The sequence below is a fragment of the Micromonospora sp. SL1-18 genome (genome assembly GCF_047921505.1).
Lineage (GTDB): Bacteria > Actinomycetota > Actinomycetes > Mycobacteriales > Micromonosporaceae > Micromonospora.
In genome coordinates, this window is sequence record NZ_JBLROA010000010.1 from 1 (window position 1) to 17,957 (window position 17,957).

The 17,957-nt window shown below is 72.3% G+C and carries 13 protein-coding genes; 6 read left to right on the plus strand and 7 right to left on the minus strand.

Features of this window, described 5'->3' with window-relative positions:
* The 6 genes from ACNAW0_RS06485 to ACNAW0_RS06510 form a co-directional block, all read right to left on the minus strand.
* A partial coding sequence (locus ACNAW0_RS06485; RefSeq protein ID WP_416286802.1) for a zinc ribbon domain-containing protein occupies positions 1-1,877 on the minus strand: 1,877 nt, incomplete at its 3' end.
* 200 nt (positions 1,878-2,077) lie between these two features.
* The gene (locus tag ACNAW0_RS06490; RefSeq protein ID WP_416286803.1) at positions 2,078-3,511 is read right to left on the minus strand and encodes a GH1 family beta-glucosidase; all 1,434 of its coding nucleotides are present in this window, start codon (positions 3,509-3,511) and stop codon (positions 2,078-2,080) included.
* Positions 3,508-4,308, minus strand: coding sequence for a carbohydrate ABC transporter permease (locus tag ACNAW0_RS06495; RefSeq protein WP_416286912.1), 801 nt, complete (start codon positions 4,306-4,308; stop codon positions 3,508-3,510). The genes ACNAW0_RS06490 and ACNAW0_RS06495 overlap by 4 nt, the downstream gene beginning before the upstream one ends.
* A gap of 105 nt (positions 4,309-4,413) precedes the next feature.
* Positions 4,414-5,394 (minus strand): carbohydrate ABC transporter permease, encoded by a 981-nt coding sequence (locus ACNAW0_RS06500; RefSeq protein WP_416286804.1) that lies wholly within the window; start codon positions 5,392-5,394, stop codon positions 4,414-4,416.
* Positions 5,395-5,515: 121 nt separating this feature from the next.
* The gene (locus ACNAW0_RS06505; RefSeq protein ID WP_416286805.1) at positions 5,516-6,826 is read right to left on the minus strand and encodes an ABC transporter substrate-binding protein; all 1,311 of its coding nucleotides are present in this window, start codon (positions 6,824-6,826) and stop codon (positions 5,516-5,518) included.
* A gap of 245 nt (positions 6,827-7,071) precedes the next feature.
* Positions 7,072-7,617: a plasmid pRiA4b ORF-3 family protein gene (locus ACNAW0_RS06510; protein WP_416286806.1), complete on the minus strand. Its 546-nt coding sequence runs from the start codon at positions 7,615-7,617 to the stop codon at positions 7,072-7,074.
* 151 nt (positions 7,618-7,768) lie between these two features.
* Between ACNAW0_RS06510 and ACNAW0_RS06515 the strand changes: the two genes are divergently transcribed.
* The 6 genes from ACNAW0_RS06515 to ACNAW0_RS06540 all read left to right on the plus strand — a co-directional run bounded on the left by ACNAW0_RS06515 (position 7,769) and on the right by ACNAW0_RS06540 (position 16,081).
* Positions 7,769-8,554: a pyrimidine reductase family protein gene (locus ACNAW0_RS06515; RefSeq protein ID WP_416286807.1), complete on the plus strand. Its 786-nt coding sequence runs from the start codon at positions 7,769-7,771 to the stop codon at positions 8,552-8,554.
* Positions 8,555-8,774: 220 nt separating this feature from the next.
* Entirely contained in the window at positions 8,775-10,523 is a 1,749-nt protein-coding gene (locus ACNAW0_RS06520) for an ATP-binding protein (RefSeq protein ID WP_416286808.1), read from the plus strand.
* Positions 10,524-10,538: 15 nt separating this feature from the next.
* Positions 10,539-11,687 (plus strand): exonuclease SbcCD subunit D, encoded by a 1,149-nt coding sequence (locus tag ACNAW0_RS06525; protein WP_416286809.1) that lies wholly within the window; start codon positions 10,539-10,541, stop codon positions 11,685-11,687.
* Positions 11,687-14,161 (plus strand): AAA family ATPase, encoded by a 2,475-nt coding sequence (locus tag ACNAW0_RS06530; RefSeq protein ID WP_416286810.1) that lies wholly within the window; start codon positions 11,687-11,689, stop codon positions 14,159-14,161. The genes ACNAW0_RS06525 and ACNAW0_RS06530 overlap by 1 nt, the downstream gene beginning before the upstream one ends.
* Before the next feature lie 103 nt (positions 14,162-14,264).
* Positions 14,265-15,224, plus strand: a complete 960-nt coding sequence (locus tag ACNAW0_RS06535; protein ID WP_416286811.1) for a hypothetical protein — start codon at positions 14,265-14,267, stop codon at positions 15,222-15,224.
* Entirely contained in the window at positions 15,224-16,081 is an 858-nt protein-coding gene (locus ACNAW0_RS06540) for a spermidine synthase (RefSeq protein ID WP_416286812.1), read from the plus strand. The genes ACNAW0_RS06535 and ACNAW0_RS06540 overlap by 1 nt, the downstream gene beginning before the upstream one ends.
* Before the next feature lie 87 nt (positions 16,082-16,168).
* On the opposite strand, the gene ACNAW0_RS06545 is transcribed toward ACNAW0_RS06540, so the two are convergent.
* Entirely contained in the window at positions 16,169-17,935 is a 1,767-nt protein-coding gene (locus ACNAW0_RS06545) for a stealth family protein (RefSeq protein ID WP_416286813.1), read from the minus strand.
* Between the last annotated feature and the right edge of the window lie 22 nt (positions 17,936-17,957).

Consider the following 17,957-nt stretch of genomic DNA (forward strand, 5'->3'; position numbering starts at 1 on the left):
TCGGATTGAGTTTCCCGGATCGTTTCCCACCGTGGTGGGGATGCATGGGCGTGGAAGTGGAAGCCCGCGCCCAAGGCTGCTCCTCGTGGCCGATGGCCGGTGGTGGATGTGCTGATCGTGTTCACGCCCGGGTGCCGGTGGGCTGCGCGGGGCAGCCGGTTCCGGTCCGTTGGTGCGTGCCCCTCCGGACGCTTGCCCGCCTGGCCGTGGTGAGGCCGGGTGGGGGAGGGTGCCCTGCGTCGCCTGGGCGCGGGGCGTGAGGAATGAGGCCGGGTAGGGCTGGTCTTCGACCGGTCCTTCCGGCTGGTCGGCGTGATGACCGCTGATGCTTCGAGCTTGTCGACCACGGTGCGGATCACCATGGCACCGCTGGTCTCGTCGGTGACGGTCTTGTCCTGGTGGGTCAGGCCACGGGCGGCGATGCGCCGCCAGGCACCATGGTCGCGGTCGCCCTGCCAGCCGCAACCGTCTCTGTTAGGGCAGAGGGCCCACTTCCAGCCCGCCACGGACGGCTTGTCGGGGGCTTTACGGTGCTGTAGCGGACTCAGGCACTGCGGGCAGTGTTTCGAGGTGTTGCGGGCGGGGACGGCGACCACGGCAACACCCGCCTCGGCGGCGAGGTGCCGCATGCGGTCGACGATCTTTCCGCGTACCTGCTGGGACAGGCGCGTGTTCAGCGTGCGGCCCATGCCCCGTGCTTCCATCGACCGCAAGTCTTCCAGATAGATCACGGTCGCCCCGGCGGCGATCGCCTGATCCATCGCCCAACGGGCGGCAGCCCACGCGAGCGCGTCGTTCAAGTTCGCGCGGCGCGCGGACACATACTGGATCTCGTCGCACAGGACCGCATGCTTGCCGGCAAGGTCGTGTTGCTGGTCACCGCCGACGAGCCGCTGGTAGTGGTCGGCCTTGCCGTGCAGCCGTTCACTGTGGCGGCGCAGCCGGTGCTGTTTGGCCAGGACGCCGGCGGCCCGGAACTGGCCTCCAGCCCCTAATGCGGTGATCTGGCCGTTGTTGTGGAGTCGTAGGGCTCCTGCGGTGAGGAGGGTGTTCAGCCCCCAGTCCACGCCGACCCCGATCGTGTGGCCGGTGCGCCGGGCCTTCGGCACCGTGTGCGTGTACGCGACATCGGCGCGTACCTGTCGGCCAGTTACGCGGAGGGTGGGCAGGTGCAGCACCGCGTCCGCAGGGACGGTGGGCGGCAGGGTGATCGGACAGGCCACCCATGCCCAGTCCCGGTACCCTCGCGGATCCGGTCGTAAGGGAAGCTGCAAACGGAGCAGCACCCTGCCCAGATCGGTGTCACTGCGTTCGGTCGTGGCCTGCTGCCGGTCACACGCGGCCAGCAGCAGCATCCGCGGGACCCTCGGGATGCCTTCGAGTTCGAACACGTCCACCGGCAGACGACCATGCGCGGCAAGGAACGCGGCGGCCTGCCGGGTGCGGCCCTTGATGACGCTCGACGGCAGGCCCTCTCCGCCCGGGATCGCCGTGCGCACCTGCTCCCACTCCTGTGGGGTGCGCTTGCGCGGATCGGCCGGCCAGGTCGCCAGGACCCCGGCGGTCAGATCAGCACGCCACTTCACCGAGCGCAGTACACGCCCCGCCTGCTCCTGAGCCGTTCGCACGACCCGGTCATTGACCCTCACACCCCCCGGCGCGGCGGCCGTCCAAGCCAACCGCCGCAACGCCATCCACGCGTTCGACGGCAGCCTCCGCCCACCCGCGTCCTGCCCGGAGGCCAACACCTCCACATCTACACGGTTCCAGCGCTCGCCGATCATGGCGCCCACCATGCCCGCCACCAGATCGGCACACCAACCGACACGTTCGGCCAGCACCGCCTGGGACAGGACCTCCCCGGACTTCTCGTCCACCCCCGTTCGCAGCAAGGCGCGGGCACACGCGGTCCGCAACGCCTCGCCTTCAGCCAACTTTCGGCTCACTCGCCACCGCCCTGGCATTGCCCGGACTCGGCCAGCAGACGAGCCCGGTTATCCGCCGACCGCATTCCGTACAGCCGCCCGGCGACGGACATTCTATGATCACTGCCGGATCATTAATCAAATTGGTTAGCCTATTGTGCGGGCAGACCGTTATGTCGGATCACCTCGGCGTACCACCTGGCGCTGGACTTGGGGGTCCGTGCCTGGCTGTCGTAGTCGACGTACACCATCCCGAAGCGCTTGGTGTAGCCCCAGGCCCATTCGAAGTTGTCCAGCAACGACCAGCCGAAATAGCCCTTCAACGGCACCCCGGCGCTGATCGCGGCGTGCGCGGCGCGCAGGTGTGAGTCGAAGTACGCCAGCCGGTCCGGGTCGTCGACCCGGCCGTCGACCACCGCGTCGACGAACGCCGAGCCGTTCTCGGTGACGTACAGCGGCAGGTCGGTGTAGTCCCGGTGGACGCGTTCCAGGGTCTCCACCAGGCCGGGGGCATCGATCTCCCAGTCCATGTCGGTCACCGGCACCCCCCGGGTGACGAATCGGATCTCCTCGCTACCCGGCCAGCACGACGGCGCCCGCCAGTAGGCTTCCGCCTCGGCGCTCTCCACCGGGGCGGCGACGACGTACCGGCTGTAGTAGTTGACGCCCACCAGGTCCAGCGGGGTCGAGATGACCGCCAGGTCGCCGTCGCGGACGTGCCCGAAATCGGTGACCTGACGCAGGTCGGCCTGCAGGTCCGCCGGGTACGCCCCGCGCAGCACCGGGTCGAGGAAGAACCGGTTGGCCAGCCCGTCGATCCGGCGGGCGGCCTCCGCGTCCTCCCGCGAGTCGGTAGCCGGGGTGACCGGGTAGAGGTTGACCGTGATCCCGAGCTGCGCCTGCGGCCGGGAGTCCCGCAACGCCTGGACGGCCAGCCCGTGCCCGAGCATGAGGTGGTGCCCGGCCCGCACCGCGTCGGCCCCGTCGGAACGGCCCGGCGCGTGCACCCCGGAGCCGTAGCCGAGGAAGGCCGAACACCACGGCTCGTTGAAGGTGGTGAAGTATCGCACCCGGTCGCCGAGGGCGTCGGCGACGAGCTGCGCGTAGTCGGCGAACCGGCCGGCAGTGTCCCGGGCCGGCCAGCCGCCGGCGTCCTCCAGGGGCTGGGGCAGGTCCCAGTGGTAGAGGGTCAGCCACGGCTCGATGCCGTGGGCCAGCAGTTCGTCGACCAGCCGCCGGTAGAAGTCCATCCCCTCCTGGTTGACACCCCCGGCGCCGCCCGGCTGGACCCGGGGCCAGGAGACCGAGAAGCGGTAGGACTTCAGCCCCAGGTCGGCTATCAGCCGCACGTCGTCCGGCATCCGGTGGTAGTGGTCGCAGGCCACGTCGCCGGTGTGCCCGGCCACCGTCCGGCCCTCGGTGTGGCTGAAGGTGTCCCAGATCGACGGGGTACGGCCGCCCTCGGTCGCCGCGCCCTCGATCTGGTACGCGGCGGTCGCCGCGCCCCAGAGGAAGCCGGGCGGGAAGGTGAGTGCCGGACCCTGGTCGAGGACCCCGACGGCGGGCGGGCTGGCTGGGTTGCTCACGACTTGACGGCGCCTTCCATGATTCCGCCGATGATCTGGCGGCCGAACAGGATGAACACGATGAACAGGGGCAGGGTCGCGATCAACGTACCGGCGAAGATCTGTGAGTTGTCGGCGAAGTAGGCGGTGTTCAGGCTGCGCAGGGAGATCTGCACGGTCGGGTTGGCCGGGTCGGCCAGCACCACAAAGGGCCAGAAGAACTGGTTCCACTGCTCCATGAAGGTGAGCAGGCCGAGCACCGCGGCGGCGGGGCGCAGCGCCGGCGCGACCACGTGCCAGTACACCCGCCAGGTCGAGCAGCCATCCACCCGGGCGGCCTCGATCAGCTCGTTCGGGACGGCCTGCTCGGCGTACTGGCGCATCATGAAGATCCCGAAGCCGCCGATCAGGAACGGCACGGTCACCGAGGGCATGCTGTTCAGCCAGTCGAGCTTCGCCATCAGGATGTAGAGCGGCAGGACGCCGAGCTGGATCGGCACCATCATCGAGGCCAGGATGATCAGCAGCAGCGCGTTCTTGCCGCGGAAGCGGAGCTTGGCGAAGGCGAAGCCCGCGAGGGAGCCGAAGAAGACCGTGGCCACCGTGATCGTGCCGGAGACCAGGAACGAGTTCAGCAGACCCTTGACGATGTTGGCGTCGCCGTTGTCGAGCACCCGCTGGATGTTGTCGCCGAGCTTGCCGCCGGGCAGGAACGGTGGCGGCCAGGAGTTGGCCGCGTCGTTGGTACGCGAGGCGATCACGATCATCCAGTAGAACGGGAAGAGCGAGAGGATCACCCCGAGGACCAGCCCGACCATGGTCAGCGGGCTGGCCTTCCAGAGCCGCTCGGCCTGGTGGCTGGCGCGCACCGGGGCGGCCGGTCGGGCGGGTGGGCGGAGTGTGGTGGTCGTCATCTCGTCACCTCACTTGTCGGAGCTGATGCGGCGGGCCAGCAGGTAGTTCACCGTCGACATCAGTGCGATGAGCACGAAGAGCACGAGCGCGACCGCGCCGGCGTAGCCCCACCGGAAGCGCTGGTTCATCACGTCGAGCAGGTACATGGTGATGGTCTGGAACTGCCCCTCCGAGCCGCCGGAGATGCCACCGGCACCGCTGGTGAACAGCAATGGCTCGGTGAAGAGCTGCAACCCGCCGATCGTCGAGATGATCAGCGTGAAGATGATCGTCGGGCGGAGCTGCGGGACGGTGATCGACCAGAACTGGCGGCGGCGGGAGGCGCCGTCGAGCGCGGCCGCCTCGTACATGTCCTTGCTGATGGACTGCATGGCGGCCAGGTAGATCAGGGCGTTGTAGCCGACCCACCGCCAGTCGACCATGGTCGAGATGGCGAACCAGGAGGCGAACCGGTTGGCCCGCCAGTCGATCTTGTCCAGGCCGACGGCGTCGAGCAGCCAGTTGACCAGGCCGAATTCCTTCGCGTAGATCATCGAGAAGATCAGCGCGACCACCGCGGTCGAGGTGATGATCGGCATCGCGATGGCCATCCGGAAGAAGGTCTGCCCGCGCAGCTTCCGGTTCAGCGCGTTGGCCAGCACCAGCGCCAGCATGAGCTGCGGCACGGTGGAGAGCACGAACATGCCGAAGGTGTTGACGACTGCGTTCCAGAACTTCGGGTCGTCGGTGAGCAGCTCGACGAAGTTGTCCAGGCCGACGAAGGAGATCGTCGGGTTCAGCGGCGACCGGTCGGTCAGCGCGATCCAGACCGTGTACACGATCGGATACAGGCTGAACACCGCGAAGATCACGAAGAACGGGAGGACATAGACGTAGGGCGAGTACTTCAGGTCCAGCCGGGTGAACGAGGTGCGGCGGCGGTGGGCGGAGCGGGCGGATCGGGTGGGGCCGCGATCAAGGGGTGCCGCGGCGTGCAGGTCGAGGCTCATTGACGGTCCTTCTCCTCGGCCGGTGCCACCCGCCCACACGGGCGGCACCGGGCTCTCCGGGCACCGCGGGTGGCGCCGACAGCCCTGGCTGCCGACGCCACCCGCGGCCGGGGCGGCCGGATCACTTGCCGGCGGCCTCACCGTTCTTCAGCGCCGCCTGCCACTGCTCCTCGGCGGACTTGCCCTGCTCGACGGCGCGCAGGGTGTTCTCCACCTCGGTGCGGACCGCGTTGTTCTTCGGGCCGAGGTAGACCGGCTTCAGCTCGGTGGCGCCGGCGGCGAAGACCTTGCCGGTCGGGGCGTCGCTGAAGTAGTCGTTGGTCGCGGCGGCGACGGCTGGGTCGGCCAGCGCCTGCGGCGAGGACGGCAGGTTGCCGACCGCCTTGAACGCCTCGGTCTGGCCCTTGGCGCTGGTCAGGAACTTGGCCAGCTCGGCGGCCTCCTTGGGGTGCTTGCTGGACTTCGGCACGGCCAGCCAGGAGCCGCCCCAGTTGCCGCCGTTCCCCGGCGCCTTGGCGATGTCCCACTTGCCGGCCGCCCCGTCACCGGCCTGGCCCTTTATCACACCGGTCATCCAGGCCGGGCACGCGATGGTGGCGAAGGTGCCGTTCTTGAACCCGGCGTTCCACTCGTTCGAGAACGACTGGAGGTTGTTCGACAGGCCCGCCGCGATCATCTTGGTGGTGAGGTCGTACGCCGCCTTGACGTCCGGGTTCTCGCCGATGACCAGCTTGTTGCTCTTGTCGTAGTAGGTGTAACCGGAGCCGTCGCCGGCCTTCTGCATCAGCACCACGTTGTAGAAGTTGGTCGCCGAGTCGACGAACTTGTGCTTCTTGTCGGCGGCGGCGAACTTCTGCCCGGTGGCGATGAAGTCGTCCCAGGTGGACCAGAGGGCGGCGACCTGCTCGCGGTCGGTAGGCAGGCCGGCGGCCTTGAACAGGTCGCTGCGGTAGCAGAGCGCCATCGAGCCGACGTCGGTGCCGAGGCCGAGCACCTTGCCGTCGGGGGTGGTGCCCGCCTCCCACTTCCACGGCAGGAAGTTGCCCTTGAGGTCGTTCGCGCCGTAGTCCGCGAGGTTCTGGAACTTGTCGGTCTGCGCGTAGTACTGCACGATGGTGCCCTCTTCCAGGGCCACCACGTCGCCGGCGCCGGATCCGGCGGTGATCTGCTGGGTCAGCCGGGTGTTGTAGTCCCCGAGGCCGAGGCCCTTGCCCCGCTCCTGGATCTTGATGTTCGAGTGCTCCGCCTCGTACTGCTTGTAGAGCTCTTCGTAGCCGAAGCCCTGGTCGCCGAAGACGTCGACGACCAGGGTGATCGGGCCGTCACTGCTGCCGCCCGACTTGTCGTTGCCGCAGGCGGTGGCGGTGAGAAGCGCCGCCACGGACGCGAGCGCGACGGCCGCGAGCCGACGGCGACGGAATGGGACGCTCATCCGAGACCCCTCTTTCGGTGGTGAGGCTGTGTCGTGTGGTGGGGGGGGTACCTGTCGCGCGTCTCGCCACCACCGACCGCGCGGAGAGGCCATCGGCGGCGACCCGGGAGCGGGCAGGGATGAGATCCAGACGAATCCCGGGAGCGCTCCCACGAGCCTGCCGGCACGCCTCAGGGGTGTCAATAGACCTTTGGGAGCGTTCCCAGATCGTTACCCCGTCGCCCGGGAGGACCCCGGGGGCGCGGTCAGCAGAAGCGACGCAGCAGCGTGGTGACCCGGACGGCGTCGAAGTCGTCCGGATCGAAGCCGGGGCCGGCCCACTCGCGCATCGCCCGGTACTCCCGGTGCGCCGGATCGGCGAGCGCGGTGAGCAGGACGGCGTACCCGGACGGGCCGCCGACGTCCTCCGGCGGACAGGCCCGCTCCCCGTGCGCGCAGGACGGGTAGCGCTCGTCCGGGTCGGCGGTGCAGACGTCCTCCACCACCACGTCGTGCTCCCACCAGTCGCCGAAGTCGTAGGTGTAGCGGAAGCGGCTGCCCTTGCCCACCACCGCGTCCAGTCGGACGTCCAGCTCGTCGCGGAGCGCCAACTCGCCGTCCGGGTCGGGTTCGCCGTACTGAAGACCGTCGATCTCGAACGAGTGCAGGTGGCAGTCCCGCCAGCCCATCGCGTGCTGCACCACCCGGTGCAGCCGGTCCAGGGTGTAGCCGCCGGGGACCAGCACCCGCCGCCACACCGACGGCCGGACCCCGGCGAGGGAGACCTTCAGCTGGAAGATCTGACGCGACATGCTGTCCCATCCTTCCTCGGCATAGGCTGGCCAACATGATCTGCCGAGCGTGCCGGGAACGACGGCACGACGACTGTCCAGGCCGGAAGTGGTGCGACTGCCAGCACCGTACCCCCGAACCGACCCCTCCGGTCACCGGTCCGGCCGGCGAATGAGCGCCGAAACGCCGATCACGCGGGTCTGGCCGACGCCCGCGGCCGGTCCGCTGGCCGACCCGGAGTTGGCCGCGCTCTACGGCCGCGCGGCCCGGCCCCACCTGCGGATGAACTTCGTGGCCAGCGCCGACGGCGCGGTCGCCCTGGACGGCTACTCCGCCGGGCTCTCCGGAGAGCCGGACAAGCGGGTCTTCGGCCTGCTGCGGATGCTCTGCGACGGGCTCGTGGTGGCCGCCGGCACGCTGCGCCACGAGGGCTACCGGGCGGTCCAGCTGGACGCGGTACGCCGGGCCTGGCGCCGGGAGCACGGCCTGGCCGAGTACCCGACCCTGGTGGTGGTCTCCGACTCGCTCGACCTGGACCCGGCCCAGGCCGCCTTCGCCGACGCGCCGGTCCGGCCGCTGGTGCTCACCCGGGCCGCCGCCGAGCCGCCACCCGGGCTGACCGGGGTGACCGAGCTGATCCGGTGCGGCGAGGAGCGGGTGGACCTCGCCGCCGGCCTGGCCGAACTGCGCCGCCGAGGGCTGGGCCAGCTGCTCTGCGAGGGTGGCCCGCAGTTGTTCGGTGCGCTCACCGCGGCCGACCTGGTGGACGAGCTGTGCCTGACCGTGGCGCCGCTGCTCGCCGGGGCCGGCCCGGGCCGGATCACCGCCGGGGACGCCAGCGCGCCGCGCCGGCTGCCGCTGCGCCACGTGCTGGCCGCCGAGGACGGGGTGCTCCTGCTCCGCTACGCCCGCGACCCGGACGACGCCCCGCCCGCCGGCTCCGCCCCCGCCGCCTGACCCGTGAGGTCATGTAGCCGGTGAGCACGCGTACATTGTCCGCCGCCTCCCGGAGTCAAGATTTCTTTCGCTACTTCTCGCGTTCGGTTCACCACCTACCGAAACGGGAGTCCGGCCCACGCGTAATGTCCGACGCGTCGCGTGGCAACCTGTCGCATCCCTCGGGCAGGATGCTTCTCGTGCGCCGCGACCGAGACGACCAGCCGACCGGAGACCGGACATGACCGACGACCTGCTCGACGGCCCGGGCGACGGGGTGGGCCGGGTGCTCGGCACCGCCGACGCCACCCCGCTCACCTTCTGGACGGCCGTCTCCCCCGGCAGCTACCTGCAGCTCGACGACGTGGTGGTCACCCGCCGCGAGTTGCCCGACCGCGAGCCGGTGACGATCGCCGGCGTGGTCACCCAGGTGCGCGCCCGGCACGAGGGCGCGCAGTTCGACTCCGACGTCTTCGCCATCGCCGACGGCACCCTGCCGGCCCAGGTGCAGGAGGCCGCCGAGGTCACCACCACCCGGGTGGATCCGGAACTCTACGTGCCGCCCACCCCGGGCGCGGTGGTGCACCGAGCCGAGGGCGACGCCCGGGCCCGGGCGCTGCACTTCGACCGGATGGAGCGGCGTATCCCGATGGGCATGGGCCGCGACGGCGTCCCGGTCTACCTCAACGCCGACTTCCTCGACGGCACCCGGGGCGCGCACGTCTCCATCTCCGGCATCTCCGGGGTGGCCACCAAGACCAGCTTCGCCACGTTCCTGCTCTACTCGGTCTTCCGCTCCGGGGTGCTCGGCGGCGACGCGGTCAACGCCAAGGCGCTGATCTTCAACGTCAAGGGCGAGGATCTGCTCTTCCTCGACCACCCCAACGCCCGGCTCGACGACGACACCCGGGCGGGGTACGCGAAGCTCGGGCTGGCCGCCGGCGCCTTCCCCGACGTGCGGGTCTACGCACCGCCCCGGGTCGGCGACTCCTCCGGCACGCCGGACGTGAGCAGCCGGCTCACCGGCGTCGACAGCTTCTACTGGACGCTGAGCGAGTTCTGCGCCGACCGCCTGCTGCCGTACGTCTTCGCCGACGCCGACGACGAGCGGCAGCAGTACACGATGGTGGTCCACTCGGTCGCCGCCCACCTGGCCCGGTACGCCCAGCCGGCCGACGGCGGGGTGAGCGTCGACGGCGTGCGGCTCGGGTCCTACGCCGACCTGGTCGACCACATCGTCGAGCAGCTCAACGACGACGAGACCCGCGGCGACTGGGCGGGTAGCGCGGTCGGCCTGGGCACGGTCAACGCGTTCGCCCGCCGATTGATCGGCAGCAAGAAGGACCTGGGCCGGCTGATCCGCGGCGACCTGGCCACCCGCCGGCCGCACAGCATCAACACCGCCGAGAGCGCCCAGGTCACCGTGGTCGACCTGCACAACCTGCCCGACCGGGCGCAGCGCTTCGTGGTCGGTGTGACGCTCAAGAGCGAGTTCGAGCGCAAGGAGAAGGCCGGCACGGCCAAGCCGCTGCTCTTCGTCGTCCTCGACGAGCTCAACAAGTACGCCCCGCGCGAGGGCTCCTCCCCGATCAAGGAGGTGCTGCTGGACATCGCCGAGCGGGGCCGCTCGCTCGGGGTGATCCTGGTCGGCGCGCAGCAGACCGCCAGCGAGGTGGAGCGACGGATCGTCACCAACTCGGCGATCCGGGTGGTCGGCCGCCTCGACCCGGCCGAGGCGTCCCGCCCGGAGTACGGCTTCCTCCCGCCCGCTCAGCGGCAGCGGGCGCTGCTGGCCAAGCCGGGGACCATGTTCGTCAACCAGCCGGACATCCCGGTGCCGCTCTGCCTGGAGTTCCCCTTCCCAGCCTGGGCGACCCGGGTCTCCGAGGCCGGCCGGGCGCCGTCGGAGACGCTGCGCTCGATCACCCAGGCGGCCGACCCGTTCGCGGTGGTCGGCTCCGGCGGCACCGACGACGACATCCCGTTCTGAGGGTGGTGGCGACCGATGAAGATCCTGCACACCTCGGACTGGCACGTCGGCAAGGTCCTCAAGGGGCAGTCGCGCTCCGACGAGCACAAGCAGGTGCTCGCCCAGGTGATCGAGATCGCCGTCGCCGAGCGGCCCGACCTGGTCATCGTGGCCGGTGACCTGTACGACACCGCCGCACCCACCCCGGAGGCGACCCGGCTGGTCACCCGGGCGCTGACCGCGCTGCGACGCACCGGGGCGGACGTGGTCGCGATCGGCGGCAACCACGACAACGGCCCGGCCCTGGACGCGCTGCGCCCGTGGGCCGAGGCCGCCGGCATCACGCTGCGCGGCAGCGTGCGCGACAACCCGGCCGAGCACGTCATCGACGGGGTGACCGCCGACGGCGAACGCTGGCAGCTCGCCGCGCTGCCCTTCCTGTCCCAGCGGTACGCCGTCCGCGCCGTGGAGATGTACGAGCTGACCGCCGCCGAGGCCAACCAGACGTACGCCGACCATCTCGGGCGGGTGCTGGCCCGGCTGGCTGAGGGCTTCACCGAGCCCGACCGGGTGCACCTGGTCACCGCGCACCTGACCGTCGTCGGGGCCAGCACCGGCGGCGGCGAGCGCGACGCGCACACCGTCCTCGGCTACGCGGTCCCGGCCACGGTGTTCCCCGGCAACGCGCACTACGTGGCGCTGGGCCACCTGCACCGCTCGCAGCGGGTCATCGGCCCCTGCCCGATCCGCTACAGCGGCAGCCCCCTCGCCGTCGACTTCGGCGAGCAGGAGAACGTCGGCTCGGTGACCCTGGTCGAGGTGACCGCGACGACGGCCGCCCGGTTCCGGGAGGTGCCGGTGCTCGGCGCCACCCCGCTGCGCACGGTCCGGGGCACCCTGGCCCAGCTCGCCGAGATCGACCCGCCCGACGGCTGGCTGCGGGTCTACGTCCGCGAGCAGCCCCGGGCCGGGCTGCGCGAGGAGGTGCAGGAGCTGCTGCCCCGGGCGCTGGAGATCCGGATCGACCCGGAGCTGGTGCCCGCGCCCGGCAGCGCCACCCGCACCGCCCAGCGGGCCGGCCGCTCGCCCCGGGAGCTGTTCGCCGACTACCTCGGCAGCCGGGGCCACGCCGACGACGGCGTCCAGGAACTCTTCGACGAACTGCTCGAGGAGGTCGACCGCTGATGCGACCGATGCGACTGGACATGGCCGGCTTCACCGTCTTCCGCGAGGAGACCACCGTCGACTTCACCGACGCGGACTTCTTCGCGCTGGTCGGGCCGACCGGCTCCGGCAAGTCGACGGTGCTCGACGCGATCTGCTTCGCCCTCTATGGCACGGTGCCCCGCTGGGGCGGCACCCGTGGCCTGGCCAACGCCCTCGCCCCGTCGGCGACCGAGGCCCGGGTACGGCTGGTCTTCGAGTCGGCCGGAGACCGGTACGTCGCCACCCGGGTGGTCCGCCGGGACGGCCGGGGCACGGTGAAGACCGCCAACGCCGGGCTCCAGCTCATGCCGCCCGGGTTCGACGTCACCAAGCTCGACACGGGGCTCAGCCCCGAGGACCTCGGCGAGGTGGTCGCGGGCACCCCCGCCGAGATGGAGCGGGCGGTGCTGGACGCGGTCGGGCTGCCGTACGAGCAGTTCACCAGCTGCGTGGTGCTGCCGCAGGGGCAGTTCGCCGACTTCCTGCACGCCAAGCCGGCCACCCGGCAGCAGATCCTGGTCAACCTGCTCGGGCTGGGCATCTACGAGGAGGTGCAGAAGAAGGCCACCGAGCGGGCCGGGCGGGCCGAGGCGAGGCTGGAGACGATCGACCAGACGCTCGGCGGCCTCACCGACGTCGACGACGACACGCTGACCGACGTCCGGCAGCGGGTCGACCGGATGCGCGAGCTGGCCGAGGCGGTCGCGGTGGCCGTACCGGAGCTGGACCGGGCCAGGGCGACAGCGCGCGAGCAGACCGCGGCGCTGGCCGCGCTCGACGCGGAGCTGACCGTGCTGGCCGGGGTACGGCCGCCGGACGGGATCGCCGAGCTGGCCCGGGCGGTGGCCGCGGCGCGGGAGGCGGCCGACAAGGCCGCTACGGCCGTCGGTCTGGCCGAGGAGCGGGAGGAGAAGCTGCGCGGGGAGCTGGCCGCGGCCGGTGACGAGAGCGCGCTGCGGCTGCTGCTCAAGGCGCACGCCGACCGGGAGAAGCTGACCGGCGAGGTGGCGACGGTCCGCGCGGCGGTGACCACGGCGCAGACCGAGCACGACGCGGCGGCCGCGGCGCTGGCCGAGGCCCGGACGGCCGCCGAGCGGGCCGAGGCGGAGCTCGAGGCGGCGTTCCGGGCGCACGAGGAGGCGAAGGCCACCGACCAGGCGGTGGCGCTGCGGGCGCACCTGGTCGCGGGCGCCCCGTGCCCGGTCTGCGAGCAGGAGGTGCCCCGGGTGCCGGCGGTGCCCGCCGGGTCGGCGGTTGCCCGGGCGGTCGCGGCCGGCAAGGCGGCCCGGGGGGCCAGCGAGACGGCCAACCGGCTGGTGCAGGAGCGCGACGCCGCCGCCCGGGAGCTGGACCGGGTGCTGCTGCGCGCCCGCACCGAGCATGACCAGCTGCGCACCCGGCTGACCGAGTTGGACGAACAGCTCGCCGAGGCCGCCGCGCCAGAGGCGCTGCGGGAGGGCCTGGCCGAGCACGCCCGGCTGCGCCGCGCCCTGGAGGAGGCGGCCGGCGCGGTACGTGCCGGACGGGACGCCGCCCGCCGGGCCCGGGGCGCGCTCGACGGCGCGGAGGAGCGGCTGCGCCGCGCCTGGCGGGACTTCGACGCGGCCCGGGACGGGCTGGCCCGGTTCGGCCCGCCGGCCGCCGACCGCGACGACGTGGCCGCCGCCTGGGCGACCCTGGCCGGCTGGGCCGGCGAGCAGGCCGACCGGCGACGCGCCGACCGGGACGCGTTGGCCGCCGAGGTCGGCGCCGCCGAGGCCACCGTGGGCGAGGCCGAGGAGCGGATCGGCGGGCTCTTCACCGCCGCCGGGCTGGCCGTGGCCGACGACCCGCTGCGGGACGCCGCGGTGGCGGTCGAGCGGGCCGAGGCGGAGCTGCGCCGGCTGGCGGAGCGCCGAAAGCAGGCCGCCGAGCTACGCGAGCAGCGGGCCGGCCATGAGCGGGAGGCCCGGGTGGCCCGGGCCCTCGCCGGGCATCTGCGGGCCAACAACTTCGAGCGCTGGCTGCTGGCCGAGGCGCTGGACCTGCTGGTCGACGGTGCGTCGCGGATCCTGCGGGAGCTCTCGGGCGGCCAGTACGACCTGGTGCACGACAAGGGCGAGTTCTTCGTGGTCGACCACCACGACGCCGGGCTGCGGCGCGGGGTGCGGACGCTGTCCGGCGGGGAGACGTTCCAGGCGTCGCTGTCGCTGGCCCTGGCGCTGTCGGAGCAGCTCGCCGGGATGTCGACCAGCGCGGCGAGCCTGGAGTCGATCGTTCTCGACGAGGGCTTCGGCACGCTGGACGCGGCCACCCTGGACACCGTGGCGGCCACCCTGGAAAACCTGGCCGCCCGGGGCGACCGGATGGTCGGCGTGGTCACCCACGTGCCGGCCCTGGCCGAGCGGATCCCGGTCCGCTTCGAGGTCCGCAAGGACGCCCGCACGGCCCGCGTCGAACGGACCGGCCGGTGAGCGCGAGGAGTGCAGCGCAGCGGAGCCCCGCAGCCGCGAACGAAAGGCCAGCCCGGGTGAGCCGGGCGGCGCGGCGGGGCCGCGGAGGCGGGGCGGGGGCGACGTGACGCGGTTCTACGTCGACGCGTGGGATCCGGCGTACGGGACGTCGTTCGAGGCGGCCGGCGGAGGCGGGCCGGCGGCGCCGAGCACGGCCCAGGTCGATGCCGACGTCGAGCTGGCGGCGGCGGACTGGCGGGCGCTCGACGTCCGGCGGGACGTGGCCGCCCCGGACGTGGTGCTGCTGGTCGACGGGGTACGCCGGATCGACGCCAGCATCTGGACCGCCGAGGAGGACGGCGGATCCTTCCCGGGCATCGCCGCCTCGTACGCGGCCGGGGTGGTCCGCTGCGACCTGGAGCGCGGCGCGGCACAGCTGGCCGCGGCCCGGGTGGGCCGAGGGCTCTTCACCGCCAGCCCGTCCGCACAGGACGTGGTGGCGGGGCAGGTCCGCTACCCGGTGCACCGGGTGAGCGGCACCGGTGAGCTGAGCAAGCTGCCGGCCGCGGTGCAGGCGCCGCTGACCGCGCTGGAGGTGGCGGTCTCCGACGCCGCGCGCACCGACGGCGACCTGTTGGTGGTGGACGGCCAGTTGCGCAGCCGCCGGCACCTGCCGCGCACCCTCGGCTACATCAAGTCCCAGCACAGCCAATATCTGGACGCTCGCCTGACGGCGGTGGTGATCGGGCTGGCCCCGGGCCAGCGCTGCCCGGTATTTCGGCTGGGCACCGCCTGGGGCGGCTACTCCTGGTATCTGCGGCTGCCAGGGGCCGGCGGGGCGCCCTGGGCGGGCATCGTGCGGGTGGAGTGCTCCGCCGAGCTGCCCGAGGACGAGGCGATCGAGCTTGCCGACCTCTCGCTGGTCACGCTGCCCCGGTTCGCCTCCAGCCCATACAAGGACCCGCGGGCCCCACAAAACCTGGTCCCCATCGGCGGCCTGGAACGCACGCTACGCGCGCGGCTCGGCGACGCCCGCCTACTGCAGAGAAGTCTGAGCATGGCGGCCCAGCGAGGGCGGCGCTGATGGGCCGCCGACGCGACGCCGACCGGGTGGTCGAGCAGGTCGACACCGGGCAGGCCGAGCTGGTGCCCGCCCCGGACCGGCCGGGCTCGTGGACGCTGCTGCTGGACGGCGCGCCGCAGTCCCACGTCGACCTGGCCGACCCGACCCACCTGGAGTTTGAGTACGTGCGGCGGCTGGCCGCCGCGATCGACCTGGTCGCGCCGGCCGGGGCCCCGCTGCGGGTGCTGCACCTGGGCGGGGGCGCGCTGACCCTGCCGCGATACGTCTCGGCCACCCGGCCCGGATCCGCCCAGCGGGTGTCCGAGGTGGACGGTGCCTTGGTGGAGCTGGTCCGCCGGGCGCTGCCGTGGCCCGCCGACCCCCGGCTGCGGGTGCGGGTGGCCGACGCCCGGGCCACCCTGGCGTCGAGTCGGGACGGCAGCTACGACGTCGTGGTGGCGGACGTCTTCGCCGGCGCCCGCACCCCGGCCCACCTGACCTCGGTGGAGTACGCCGCCGAGGTGGCCCGGGTGCTCCGTCCGGGCGGGTTCTACCTGGCGAACATCGCCGACGGCCCGCCGCTGCGGCACGCCCGCGCGCAGGTCGCCACGGTCCGCGCGGTGCTGCCCCGGGCCTGCCTGGTCGGCGACGCGGCGGTGCTGCGTGGGCGGCGCTACGGCAACCTGGTGCTGGTCGCGTCCCGGGTCGAGCCGCCGGTGCCGGAGCTGGCCCGGCGGGCCGCCGGCGACTGGTTCCCGGGCCGGGTGCTGGCCGGCGAGGAGTTGGACCGGTTCGCCGGGGGCGCCGCGGTGGTGCACGACGCCGACGCCACCGACTCCGCCCCGCCGCCGCCCGGACTCTTATCCATTCGTCGTTGAGCCGGCGGCGGATCGCTCCGTATCGCCGGGCGTACCGGCACCCAACGTCCGGCCCGAAGGCAACCGGCGCCGCTTTGCGTACGGGCGTCAGCCCTTTTCCCAGGGGCTGGGCACCGGGAAGTAGGTGTCGAGGAAGGGCGTGAGGACCGACAGTTGGGCAGCCATGTCCTCCTCGGTAGAGAACGCGTCGTTGAGGCAGAACACGTGCCGGTCCCGCTTGGCCAGTAGGTGCGCCAGGCGCGCGGGCGTGTCCGGGTGGGACAGCTCGGCGATGGCGTACTCCAACTCGCCCGGCACCGCCCGCCCGGTGTGGAACGCGTAGTAGTGGTGCAGCGACGAGGCGATCGAGATGTCCGTGACGCTGCGGAACTGGTTGCCGGCGGTGCCCTGGTGTTGAGCCGTGAAGGTCTCCTCGATCTCGTACAGCACGCTGCGCCGCAGCGCGTGGGGCATGTGCTTCATCTTCTGCGTCAGCACCGTGCCGAACCGCTCGGCGATCAGCGCCCGGTTGTTCTTGCCGGCGGCGGAGGCCGGGATGTCGTCGGGCGAGGGCGGACCTGGCGGCACCAGTGCCGGCGAGGGGAAGAACTTCGAGATGCCGTTGGCCAGGAAGAAGTCTCGGGGGGTGACGTCCCGGCCGAGGAACACGTCGTCGTTGAAGTAGAGAAACTGCTCCGACAGCCCCTCGATATGGTGCAGCTGGCTCTCGATGGCGTGCGAGTTGAAGGTCGGCAGCACCGACGGATCACGGAAGATCTCCCGGTGGCTGACCACCCGCAGCCCCGGGGCAGATGGATCCAGCCAGGGCGGGACCTGATCGTCAGTGACCAGATAGACGGTACGCACCCAGGGCGCGTAGGTGTGCAGCGCGCGAAGCGAGTAGCGCAGCTCGTCCCGGCTGAGGAACCGGGCCGCGTTCGCCGACTCGGCGTGGTACGGCGTACCGGCCGCCTCGGCGCGCCGGCGGAGCCACGCCGGGTCGGTGCCGTCCACCCAGGTGTAGACGACGTCGATCGGGAATGTCACGTCGTCGGGGCGGCGGATCGCGAACTCCGGCCGGGTCCGGACGGTCACCGCCGGGTCGGCCGGCCCGAGCGCGGTGAACAGGTCGGCGGGCGCGTCGACCGAATGCCCGGCCGCCGGCATCTCCGTCGCGGCCAGGTTCCGCCGCGGGGCGACCAGCCGGTCCTCCCGCCGGGTCCAGAACTCCACCTCGCAGCCGTACGGCACGCCGAGCACCAGCCGGTGCCGCGGGTCGGTCCAGTACCAGGTCAACCGCACTACATGGGCATCTCCCAGCCGGCGCCACGCCTGCGGCTCGAAGCCCGGCACGGACGACCGCGGCTGACCGCCGACCACTTCGGCGACGTACCCGGGCAGTCGGCGGCAGGCCCCGGCGAGCGCCGCATACACCCGCTCGCGATCGGCGGCGTCGACGGCGACCATCGCGTTGCGGTCGGAGCCGCCGCGTACGCAGAAGTGCTCCACACCGGCCTCGACGAGCGCCGCGGTGACTGCGGCGAGATTGGCGGCCCGAGCCGACCAGGGCGACACATCTGGGCGGACCAGGGCGATCCGGGCCCGCCGGTCCACCGTGACCAGGACTCGGTCGCCGCCGGCCAGGAGTTCCGGCCGGCGGCGGGCCAACCGCTCCCCCCGCCGCACCGACGGCTGCTGGCCGCCGGCCACCTGAGCCACCCACTGCTTGACCTGATGCCGGGTCTGCGGGCTGAGCCGCTTCGCGATAGCTCGGCGGGCCTGCGGGCTGAGCACCCGCCGGTAGGTGTCGACGAACATCGACGGATCAGCAACCGCCCGCGGCGTCTCCGTCGGCTCTCGCCCCAGCTCGGTCACCCTCGTCCTCTCCCTCGGCGCC

What these genes read in the sequence shown, in the direction of transcription:
- ACNAW0_RS06495 (WP_416286912.1), bottom strand. Translation starts at nt 4,308, where the DNA reads ATGGTCGGGCTGGTCCTCGGGGTGATCCTCTCGCTCTTCCCGTTCTAC.
- ACNAW0_RS06500 (WP_416286804.1), bottom strand. Translation starts at nt 5,394, where the DNA reads ATGAGCCTCGACCTGCACGCCGCGGCACCCCTTGATCGCGGCCCCACC.
- ACNAW0_RS06530 (WP_416286810.1), top strand. Translation starts at nt 11,687, where the DNA reads ATGCGACCGATGCGACTGGACATGGCCGGCTTCACCGTCTTCCGCGAG.
- ACNAW0_RS06525 (WP_416286809.1), top strand. Translation starts at nt 10,539, where the DNA reads ATGAAGATCCTGCACACCTCGGACTGGCACGTCGGCAAGGTCCTCAAG.
- ACNAW0_RS06520 (WP_416286808.1), top strand. Translation starts at nt 8,775, where the DNA reads ATGACCGACGACCTGCTCGACGGCCCGGGCGACGGGGTGGGCCGGGTG.
- ACNAW0_RS06505 (WP_416286805.1), bottom strand. Translation starts at nt 6,826, where the DNA reads ATGAGCGTCCCATTCCGTCGCCGTCGGCTCGCGGCCGTCGCGCTCGCG.
- ACNAW0_RS06515 (WP_416286807.1), top strand. Translation starts at nt 7,769, where the DNA reads ATGAGCGCCGAAACGCCGATCACGCGGGTCTGGCCGACGCCCGCGGCC.
- ACNAW0_RS06540 (WP_416286812.1), top strand. Translation starts at nt 15,224, where the DNA reads ATGGGCCGCCGACGCGACGCCGACCGGGTGGTCGAGCAGGTCGACACC.
- ACNAW0_RS06510 (WP_416286806.1), bottom strand. Translation starts at nt 7,617, where the DNA reads ATGTCGCGTCAGATCTTCCAGCTGAAGGTCTCCCTCGCCGGGGTCCGG.